This window comes from Heliorestis acidaminivorans (genome assembly GCF_008933955.1).
Classification (GTDB): domain Bacteria; phylum Bacillota; class Desulfitobacteriia; order Heliobacteriales; family Heliobacteriaceae; genus Heliorestis; species Heliorestis acidaminivorans.
The window spans coordinates 88,296-98,998 of the sequence record NZ_WBXO01000011.1 but is presented as its reverse complement, the minus strand read 5'-3'; the positions used below and the strand labels follow the sequence as shown (position 1 = coordinate 98,998).

The 10,703-nt window shown below is 42.3% G+C and carries 6 protein-coding genes and 1 rRNA gene; 1 reads left to right on the top strand and 6 read right to left on the bottom strand.

Features of this window, described 5'->3' with window-relative positions:
* The 4 genes from F9B85_RS14640 to tyrS form a co-directional block, all read right to left on the bottom strand.
* A 16S ribosomal RNA gene (locus F9B85_RS14640) occupies positions 1 to 82 on the bottom strand; the annotation flags it as partial.
* A 15-nt stretch (positions 83 to 97) separates the two neighbouring features.
* A complete protein-coding gene (locus tag F9B85_RS14635) occupies positions 98 to 319 on the bottom strand; it encodes a hypothetical protein (protein ID WP_207707117.1) in 222 nt (73 codons plus the stop codon).
* A 138-nt stretch (positions 320 to 457) separates the two neighbouring features.
* On the bottom strand, positions 458 to 1,156 hold the full coding sequence (gene yunB / locus F9B85_RS12335; RefSeq protein ID WP_151621378.1) for a sporulation protein YunB: 699 nt from the start codon (positions 1,154 to 1,156) through the stop codon (positions 458 to 460).
* 391 nt (positions 1,157 to 1,547) lie between these two features.
* The gene (tyrS, locus tag F9B85_RS12330) at positions 1,548 to 2,813 is read right to left on the bottom strand and encodes a tyrosine--tRNA ligase (RefSeq protein WP_151621398.1); all 1,266 of its coding nucleotides are present in this window, start codon (positions 2,811 to 2,813) and stop codon (positions 1,548 to 1,550) included.
* Between the two features lie 192 nt (positions 2,814 to 3,005).
* On the opposite strand from tyrS, the gene F9B85_RS12325 reads away from it, so the two are divergent.
* Positions 3,006 to 5,546: a transglycosylase domain-containing protein gene (locus F9B85_RS12325; protein ID WP_170270518.1), complete on the top strand. Its 2,541-nt coding sequence runs from the start codon at positions 3,006 to 3,008 to the stop codon at positions 5,544 to 5,546.
* Here the strand turns inward: F9B85_RS12325 and F9B85_RS12320 are convergent.
* Together F9B85_RS12320 and F9B85_RS12315 are read right to left on the bottom strand one after the other, a co-directional pair.
* Complete coding sequence (locus F9B85_RS12320) at positions 5,543 to 7,912, bottom strand: endonuclease MutS2 (protein WP_151621396.1); 2,370 nt, start codon at positions 7,910 to 7,912, stop codon at positions 5,543 to 5,545. The genes F9B85_RS12325 and F9B85_RS12320 overlap by 4 nt on opposite strands.
* A gap of 59 nt (positions 7,913 to 7,971) precedes the next feature.
* The gene (locus tag F9B85_RS12315) at positions 7,972 to 10,611 is read right to left on the bottom strand and encodes a U32 family peptidase (protein WP_151621374.1); all 2,640 of its coding nucleotides are present in this window, start codon (positions 10,609 to 10,611) and stop codon (positions 7,972 to 7,974) included.
* Between the last annotated feature and the right edge of the window lie 92 nt (positions 10,612 to 10,703).

Below are 10,703 nucleotides of genomic sequence, written 5' to 3'. Positions count from 1 at the left end.
TACTTAATCGACTCCGTTCGACTTGCATGTGTTAGGCATGCCGCCAGCGTTCGTCCTGAGCCAGGATCAAACTCTCCGTAAAATGGATTTTACGAAGTTAACCGCGCCATGGATGGCAATAGCGGTTAACATCCTTTATATCCTTATATTCCGGAGCTTTGACAAGCTCTAATTGACTTAAATTGATTGGTGTCTCTGCCTTTCGGCTTCGACGTTTCGCACGCTTGACTTTTTTTACAACTGTTTGATTTTCAAGGACCAGAACAGTAAGCTTTTTTTGTTGCTTTCTGTTGTTTTTTGTCGCTTGTTGCGTCAACAAAAGCTATCTTATCACATTAACTTCGTTGTGTCAACAAGTTTTTTTGCTGTTGTTTGTCGCATCGCGGCGACAAGGAGTATCTTATCACAGTAGTTCTATAAAGGTCAAGAGTTTTTTTGAAATAAGATTAATCATTTGCTATTCTGCAGTTTTGGAAATATCGATGGATGGCATGATGCCACTGTTGCCTCCCATATAAACGTGGGGAACTTCACCGGGAATGATGGTAGTTGAAATGGGGACGATGGTGTTAACAGCCATATCTGAAGTTACCATGGGCACTACGATACGCACAACTGTTTCAATATCGAGAAAGACCATAAATTTGGTCTGGTTGATACCAGCTTCTTCAAAAGTCTCTACTGCTTTTACTTGAACTGTTCCTATAGGAAGGATACGAACTGGTAGAGTAGGACCTCGGTTAGCAAAAAGGCTAGAGCCTGATATTTGACCTAGCGGTATTTTCAATTCAGTGCTGTTAAGGTTAGATAGTGTATCTTGAACTTCTAATGCTGTTTCAGCGGCAAGGTGATTAATCATGATCGTATTAGGTTGAAGTAAAACAATCCTTCCTTGTTGATCAGTTTTATAGATAATTAGATCTTGAAATTCATTTTGATTGGCAATTCTATGACGGATAGCTTCATTGATTGCTTCTACAGCAAGCGCTTTTCCTCTCGCTTCAGCCATAGCTATAACGGTGCTTCGTAAATTGTTTTCCGCATAAACAAAAAAAACAGGGAGTGACAATAGCAACAACAGAGGAACTGTTATAAAGATAATTAGCAGTCGCCCTCTCCAACGCTCGAATAACCATCTTAAGCGAAGCCAAAACATCAGAGTCACCTCCCTGCTCCCTCAATCTATGCAATAACTCAAAAAAGGTGCATCTTCCTCATTATATTTCGTTTTGAAAAACACTGAGATAATAGACTAATGATTAAACTATGCAAACTTAAGTACTTTACTTATGTTCCATGTCTAAAAAACAAAAAAGAGCTATACTCCTACAAGAATCTTTCTTTGAATTATTATGCTTATGTTATCTACTTTAAGTTTATGATAATAAAACTTTCTCAAATGTCTTAAACAGTGAGGTATACAAAAAAGGGTGGTCTAGCTTTGATGCTAAAACCACCCTTTTGATGTACCGGTTGATATAGAAAGACTAAGGACTAAGGAGTAAGGACTATTGTCTGTTGTCTCAACCTTTTTCTTTTGGCTACTTTTATTTTATTACTTTGGCAAACTTACGCTTACCTACTTTAACAATCATACCATCTTGAATTGTTACTTCTGCTTTATCGTCTTTGATTGTCTCGTTATCAATCTTAACAGCGCCTTGATTGATCATGCGACGACCTTCGCCATTACTTTTGACCAAACCAGCTTCCACCAAAAGTTTAACGATCCAGACGGTACCGTTTGTTTCTAAGTCTGCGGGAACTTTATATTCAGGAATCTCATCTGGTAGTTCTTTTTTCTGAAAAATATTGATGAATTCTGCTTCTGCTTGTTGAGCCGCTTCTGCATTATGATAGGTAGAAACAATTTCTCGAGCTAATCTCATTTTAGCATCGCGAGGATGTATCTGTCCTGATTCTAAACCGGCAGAGATTTTTTCTATCTCATCTAAAGGTACGTTAGTAACTAATTCATAGTAACGAATCATAAGATTGTCGGCTATAGACATGGTTTTTCCATACATTTCCCGGGGAGACTCATTAATGCCGATGTAATTACCAAGACTTTTACTCATCTTGTTAACGCCATCGAGACCTTCTAGGATCGGCATGGTGATAGCTATTTGCGAGGCTTGGCCATACTCTTTCTGTAAAGCTCGTCCTACGAGCAAGTTAAATTTCTGGTCTGTGCCTCCTAATTCCACATCGGCTTGCAATGCTACTGAGTCGTATCCTTGCATTAAAGGATAGAAAAGTTCATGAATTCCTATAGGAAGGTTTTCTTTCATGCGTTTGGTAAAATCATCGCGCTCTAGCATACGAGCTACCGTATATTTTGACGCTAGCTCCAAGATATTTGCAAAATTTAATGGGTTTAGCCAGGAGGAGTTAAATGTTACTTCTGTTTTTTCATGGTCTAGGATTTTAAATATCTGTACTTTGTAAGTTTCTGCATTGCGATTTACTTCTTCTTCTGATAGTTGTTTCCGTGTCTCTGACTTGCCGGAAGGATCGCCGATGCGACCTGTAAAGTCACCAATAATGATGATCACATGATGTCCCAAATCTTGAAAATGACGAAGCTTCTGCAATACAACGGTGTGGCCTAGATGTATATCAGGCGCTGTAGGATCAAGTCCTAGCTTGATGCGCAAAGGTTTATTTTTAATAATCGATTGTTCTAATTTTTTGGTAAGTTCTTCTTCCGGTATAATTTCAGCTGTTCCTCGCTTGATAATTGCTAATTGACGTGCCACTTCCTTTTGTACTTCTGGTGATGGTGCATCATCAGAGTGTGCTGGTTTTGGCATCGCTGTCTCTTCCGTCACGCTGATTCCCTCCTGCTTTGCTCAATAAACTAAACTTTATCATGTTTTTCCACTTCTTTCAAGAAAGTGACCATAATTCGCTTTTTTCAACCTTTTTGTACTATAAAAGACCATTGTAACGACTTCCCTCTCCTGTGCTATAATAGGCAAGAAGTCGAAAGGAGGGCTTTCCCTGTGGAACGTGATAAACCCCAGGAACAAAAAAATACAGTGAAACGCAAAAAAAGAAAAATTCACTGGCCTCGCTTTATTATCTTTATCACAGCAGTTCTGCTGGTAGTTGGCCTGGGTGTTGGATCAGGATTACTTTTTGCGTGGGCAACCGATACGCCTTCGTTTAGTCCTGACGATTTAGATGTTCATACAACAAGCATTTTATACGATATTCATGGCAATGAGTTTGCTAGGCTTCATGGTGGGGAAAACAGAACCCTTGTAGAATTAGATACGATACCACAAAGTGTCCTTGATGCCTTTTTGGCTATTGAGGATAACAAGTTCTATGAACACCACGGTGTCGATTTTCTTGCTATGATTCGAGCTGTTATGGCTAATATCACAGGCGGTTATGGTACTCAAGGTGCTTCTACGATTACACAGCAGTTAGTAAAAAATGCTTTTTTGACACCTGATAAAAAATTAAAGCGTAAAGTACAAGAGGCTATGCTTGCTTTTCAGTTAGAGCGTACCTACTCCAAAGATGAAATTTTTCAGATGTACCTGAATCGAATCTATTTCGGAGAAGGTGCTTATGGTGTACAAGCTGCCGCTCATACTTTCTTCGGAAAGCCCATTAGTGAAGTAGGCCTTCATGAAGCGGCCTTACTAGCGGCTATGCCTAACGCTCCTAACCACTGGTCTCCCTACCGTAATCCTGAACTGGCTGAACAGCGCCGCCAGCTAGTGCTGACGCAGATGAATCGTTTTGGTTACATTACTGCGGAAGAAGCGGAAGAAGCAAAGCAAAATCAACCTACTGTAGTGGAGCGCGGCAATCGTGTCGGTTCAGCTAGCTCCAACCTCTATCCTTATTTTGTTGATTATGTCATTCAGGAAACTATTGAAAAATACGGTATCAGCGAAAACCTTCTCTACAGAGGCGGTTTACGCATTTATACGACTGTTGATCCTAAAGTTCAGAGACCAGCTGAAACATCTCTTTCTGACAGCAAAAACTATCCTCCAAGCCGCGGAAGTCAACCTGTGCAAGCTTCTATGGCCGTTATCGATCATACTACAGGGCAGATTCGCGCTCTTGTAGGCGGTCGAGAGCATACAGCTAAAAGAGGTTTTAACAGGGCTACAGACTTGAAGCGACAACCTGGTTCTGCTTTTAAGCCAGTTGCTGTTTATGCTCCTGCTCTAGAGATGGGAAGGACAACGGCAACAGTTGTTGACGATGTTCCCGTTCGTTACGGTAATTATGAACCAGATAACTATGATGGCGTTTATCGTGGTTTAATAACGATGCGGGAAGCAACGCAGTATTCTGTGAACATCTATGCTGTTAAGTTACTTAACGAGATTGGCGTGCAAAACGGTTATAATTTTTCCAAAAGACTTGGCATTAAGTCTCTAGATGACAAAAGAGATCAAGTTTTAGGACTTAGCCTAGGTGGTTTAACTCACGGAACTAACCCTTTGGAAATGGCTGGTGCCTACGGTGCTTTTGCTAACAAAGGGGTATGGATTGAGCCCCATGCTGTTACGCAAATACTCGATCGCGAAGGCAATGTTTATGTTCAAGCTAAACCGAAACAAGATATTGTAATGAAAGAAACGTCAGCTTATCTGATGACAAGTATGTTAGAGACAGTTGTACAAAGTGGTACGGGTACGCGAGCACAGATGAATCGTCCTGTAGCTGGTAAAACAGGGACGACGGAATTACCAAAAGACGATCCTCAGTTTCGAGGCATGCGCGGTAACAAAGATGCTTGGTTTGCCGCTTATACGCCCGAGCTTGTTGGGGTTGTCTGGATGGGATATGACCAAACAGACCGCAACAACTACCTTTATCAAACTTATGGTGGTTCTTATCCCGCTCAAATATGGCGCTCTGTAATGACGGCGGCGCTAAGAGATGTGCCTGTAAAAGCTTTTCCAAGACCTCGTGGTCTGACAGAAGTAGCTGTGGATATTAAGTCTGGTATGTTACCTAGCGACCTTACTCCTTCTCAATTTATAAAAACCGAAATTTTTGATGAGCGAACTGTGCCAAAAGAGACGAGCAATGTGTGGGTAGAAGGTGTTGTTTGTGTCGATACAGGCTTACCTTATACTTTTGGTGATGACTGTGAAGGTGGCTTGACTAGAGCTGTCTTTTTACAAAGGCCCGTTCCCTATACAGGTGCAAAGCGACCTCTAGATGCGGCATTAGAAGTGCCAACGCCTATCGTAGCGGATGAAGATGCAGATGATGCTGATTCTAACAATACACCAGATGTACCTTTGAGACCTAATGAAACGCCAGCTGTTCCAACACCAGCACCTGCAACTCCCTCACCTTCTCCTGCTGAAAATAATCAGCAACAACAAAACTCATCTTCTAATTCTTCTGGCAATTCGTCGCCTTCTCAAAATGATCGCAATGTCCCATCTGTTCCTGCTGAACCTCCTGCTTCAGGGAATGGGAAAAAAGATGAAGAAGAGAAAAAACAAGAAGCCGATGATGTTATAGAGAGACCCTTAACACCACCGGCAGAACTCTTTTAGCTTTTCATCTCAACAACAGTAACGCCGAGACCACCTTCACCCTGCTCTCCATTGCGGAAGGATTTGATGTAATGATGGTTTTTCAGATAGCTTCTGATAGCGGAGCGCAAGGCGCCTGTTCCTTTACCATGAATGAGATACACAGGTGAAGTGCCTGTAAGATAGGCATCATCTAGGTACTTGGCGACTTGTTCCATAGCTTCATCAACAGTAGTACCACGGAAATCTAATTCTCTAGAGATTTCTCGCGCTTTATCTCCGGCCATGACTGCGTAAGATGTTCTTCCTTTTTCCTCTTTTTCTTCTTCTGTAGCTTCTAGTTCTTTAATATTTACGGTAAGCTTCAAAATACCTGCTTGAATTTGCAGGTCACCTTGATTATTAGGCAGTGTTAATACACTGCCTTTTTGATTGAGTCTTGGCACGCGTACAGTTTGGCCGATTTTTACTGTTTTGAGCCCATTATGGGCTCTTTCTTCTTTATTTAGCCTTTGCCCTGTAATTGTATCTTGCATTTGCCTTAATTTGTTACGTTCTTGTTCTGCTTTGAGCAATTCTTCCTTAATAGGCAAGCGCTTCATTGCTAAGCGTAAATCTTTGACGATGCGCTCGCTTTCATCTTTCGCTTCTTTCACGATACGATAAGCTTCGTCACGAGCTTTTATTAAGATTTTATCTTCTTTTTCTCGCCAAGCCTTTTCTCTCTGATCTAGTTTTCGTCGTAATTCTTCTGCTTCTTGTCGTAAGCGCATAGCTTCTTCTCGTTCTTTTTGCGCTTCTACTTGATTAGCTTCGAGGTGTTCAATCAAGTTAGCTACGTTTCGTTCATCTTGCGTAAGCAGTGAGCGCGCGCGATCGATAATATTATGACTTAAGCCTAGCCGTCCTGAAATCTCGAAAGCATTAGAGCGACCTGGTCGACCGATGAGCAATCGGTAGGTGGGGCTTAAGGTTTCAATGTCGAATTCTACGCTAGCGTTTTCAATTTCTTCACTCGTATAGGCAAAAGTTTTGAGCTCGCTGTAGTGTGTGGTGGCGATGGTTTTAGCACCTTTTTGGTGTAAGTACTCTAGTATGGCTTGAGCAAGGGCAGCACCTTCCGTAGGATCGGTGCCTGCTCCGAGTTCGTCTAGTAAAACTAAGCTTGAAGAGTCTGTTTTTTCCAAAATCTGTACGAGATTAGTCATGTGAGATGAGAAAGTACTTAATGATTGTTCGATAGATTGTTCGTCACCTATATCTACGAAAATCTGTTCAAAAATAGCTAGCTCTGTGCCTGGTTCAGCAGGTACATGCAAGCCAGCCTGAGCCATAAGCGTTAGAAGGCCTACAGTCTTTAAGGTTACTGTTTTTCCACCTGTATTAGGGCCTGTAATGACGAGAGTTCGAAATTTTTTCCCTAACTCAATTGAGACAGGGACAACTTTGCCTGTAATCAAAGGGTGTCTACCTGAGCGAATAGTCAACTGTCCCCTTTGATTGATAGCTGGTTCTCCACCATCCATTTTCTGTGACAGTCTAGCTTTGGCAAAGATAAAGTCAAGACGGCTGAGGATTTCTGTACTTACAGCTATATCTTCGCTTTCTTGCCCTACTAGAACAGAAAGACTTTGCAAAATTCTTAAGATTTCCGTTTTCTCAGCGGCATGATAGCGTTTCAAGTCATTGTTCAATTCGACAACAGCCATAGGTTCAATAAATACGGTGGCACCAGAGGCTGACTGATCGTGGATAAGCCCAGGAATCTGGTTGCGATATTCTTGACGGACAGGAACAACATAGCGGTCACCGCGCACAGTGACGAGAGCTTCTTGTAAGTATTTTTGTTTTTCGGGACTTCGAATAATAGCTTCTAACTTTTCCCGTACTCTTGTTTGAAAGGTTTTAATCGTTTTACGAATCCGTTGTAGTTCTGCTGATGCATTGTCAGCAATTTCCCCTTCTCCAATAATGCAACGGTTAATCTCTTCTTCTATGTTGCGATAATTGCCCAGACCTTCAGCTAGTGCTTTAAGCATGGGAATGGGCCTTTCTTCTTTCTCTTCTGTAGTTAGGAATGTGCGCATTTTCCTTGAAGCTCGCAAGGTAGAAGAAACTCGCAAAAGCTCCTCCGGCTCTAAGAGACCACCGATTTGTGCTTTTTTGAGAGCAGAACGAATATCTTGAAGACCAGCTAAGGGCACGCTGGGACGAAGACGAAGCGTTTCTTTCGCTTCTGTCGTTTCCGCTAGCCCATCTTTAATATGCCAACCTTTGGTGGAAGGCCTAAGCTCTTGGGCTTTTTCTTTGCCTAATGAAGAAGTGCACAGTTGGGCTAGGTTTTCAATAATTTTATAAAACTCCAGCTTGTGCAAGATCGGATCCATCAAAATGCTTTTTCTCTCCCTTTGTCTTGCCAATTTGCTTTTTTTAATGTTTTTTCTGCTTACTCAACACCGCGGAATAGATGACCTTTCGTATATCCTGCTTGGTGACAAGAAGTAAGCTCTGTCACGGCTTTCTGAAGATGCTGATCTTGCAATTTGCCTGTTCGCCACAGCTTTAAGGCTTGGCTATAGATAGTAGTAACTTTTTTTATCCAGGCCGGTGATTCTGTACGACCTTCGATACGCAATCTTCCCAAGCCTAGTTGAGCTAGTTGTGGTAACTTTTCTATCAGAGCAAGATCTTTGGCATTCATTAAGTGCATGCGACAAAAGGCATCAACGTAGATCGGAAATCGAAAATTCATGCGGTCTTGTAGATAAAGTTCTTTGTGACGCAGACAAGGCTTGTTACAAGCTTTTTGATTGCTCCGCTCACCAAGAAGTGCACCAGCGGCACAATATTCGCTAATCATCATGTTCAATGAGCCATGAATAATCATTTCAAAATCCTTTGCTGTTAAGCCCTTCTTCGGTGCTGTCACTTGCATCATTTTTTCTATCTGAATCCACGCTAGCTCTGGACTAAGGGTAAAGCTATCTAGTCCTTGCTCACGTAAAAAAGAGGCCGCTTCTGTGTTCATTACCCAGAGTGGATAGTCAGCTCTGATCTGCAAGTCTGCTCCTGTTAGGCTCAAGGTTCTTAACAATGGTAGATATCCTAGATTAGCAATAAGAAAGGTACGAGCGCCTGCAGAATACCATCTGCTGATAATTGCTTCTACTTCTTTTTCTTGTTCTACTCGATAGAGCTGAGGCAAAGCGACGACAGCTTGTAGGCCTGACTTGCTACAAAGCTCAAGAGCTTTTTTCTCTTCTCCTACCTGAAAAGGTCGACGGTGACGAAAGCCTTCTGTGCTTAAGTAGATTTCATCTGCTCCACCTTCTATGGCGCTTTGTACAGCGGCCAGACCTTCTACGGTAACAGAAAGCAAAGGCCCTGAAGAAGCTTTGCCGGAGGGCTTTGCTGAGGGTTTAGATGAAAGCCTTTTCCCTGCCTCAACAGTGACAGTGTCGTTCTGAGCTAGTGGCGAAGGCTTTTGGATTTTTCGCAGATTCTGCCGCCAAATTTCCTCATCAAGAGCAGGATTAGTGAATCTCTCTGCTCGATTTTTTTCTAATTCAGCAATAGCTTGACGGCGTACTTCGTTCAATTGCCTTAAAGGTACCATGGCCGCTGAGTCGAGCTGACATTCTAAGCTTTCTAAGGAAAAGGCAGTTGTACCGAGCCGACCTAGTTGCTCTCTCAAAACCTCTTCTGTCAAAGGTCGTTTCAACGCTATTTGGACAACATCTTCTGTACTAGCTTGTCCTTTGTTACCTTCTCCATCACAGTAAGTTACCGTCAGTGGTAAGCCTACTTGGGCAGTCACCTGACCTACTAAAGGGATGCGACTTAAGAGGCTTGGGCGCTGGTAAGATTGGCGAGCCCAATTCATCAATTCATGGTCATATATCTTAAAAACCCGATCGCCTGTACGGAAAGCGCCTTGCCAGGAAAGAGTTACAACTTCTCCCGGTAAGGCTTTTTCTCTTTTTTCTTCTGCTACAGTCATTTCCTTGACAGCTGTAGTAGTTCGACCACCTTTAGAGACCCAGGCTTCAATTTCGTCTTCTAGAGATAAAGTTTCATCCAAATCGATGTGTACAAGATTTTGTTTGTAATCACTGCTTCTGACTCGTCCTATATAAAAACCACGATGATTGGGCCTTTTATAACTCATCAAGTCTTGACCAGGGTTACCTTGCAAATAAGAAGGTGAAAAAGAGCGGTTAAAGATCTGATGGAGTCGTCTTTCTTCCTCTTCTAGTACCTGAAAAGATCCTTCTAAAGCTCGATCAAGAGCCTGACGGTACTGATGAACGACAGTAGCTACATATTCGGGCTTTTTCATTCTTCCTTCTATTTTTAGGGATTTAACACCTGCTGCGATTAAAGCTGGTAGATGTTCGATAGTCTTAATGTCTCTAGGACTTAGTAAATGGTGGCCTACTTTTTTTCCATCTATTAGATTTTGCCCCTCTTCATCGACCAAGTCATAAGTTAGTCGACAAGGTTGCGCACAACGACCGCGGTTTCCACTTCGTCCTCCAATGAGACTAGACATGAGACATTGACCAGAGTAGCAAATGCAAAGAGCCCCGTGGACGAAGACCTCTACTTCTATATTGGGAAGCTCTGTAATCTTCTGAATCTCCGTAAGCGATAATTCTCTGGCTAAAACGATTCTATTCAAACCTTCTTGAGCCAAAAAAGCTGCTCCTTCAACATTGCTTACAGTCATCTGCGTACTGCCATGAAGCTCCCAGTCTGGAAAAAGAGTACGCAACCTGCGTAATACACCTAGGTCTTGAATAATGAGAGCATCTACTTGAGCTAAATATAGCTGGCGAGCATAATCAGTCAGCTCCTCTAGCTCTCGATCATGAAGCAACGTATTGACGGTTACATAAACAGCAACATTACGTTGATGAGCATATTGAACAGCTTGAGCTAATTCATCGAGGTCAAAGTTAGAGGCATATTGGCGAGCACCAAAACGGGTGCCACCTAAGTAGACAGCATCGGCTCCATTTTCGATAGCACCTCGTAGAGCTTCCATCGAACCAGCCGGCGCTAATAATTCAGGCAATTCAGGCACAAAGTGGCCTCCTTACGTTTGCTTACATTCTATCTTTTTCTACATATCTCATTATAACAAATGCTTGACCAATGAAAAAGAAAGGCCCATAC

What these genes read in the sequence shown, in the direction of transcription:
- F9B85_RS12320 (WP_151621396.1), bottom strand. Translation starts at nt 7,912, where the DNA reads ATGGATCCGATCTTGCACAAGCTGGAGTTTTATAAAATTATTGAAAAC.
- tyrS (WP_151621398.1), bottom strand. Translation starts at nt 2,813, where the DNA reads ATGCCAAAACCAGCACACTCTGATGATGCACCATCACCAGAAGTACAA.
- yunB (WP_151621378.1), bottom strand. Translation starts at nt 1,156, where the DNA reads ATGTTTTGGCTTCGCTTAAGATGGTTATTCGAGCGTTGGAGAGGGCGA.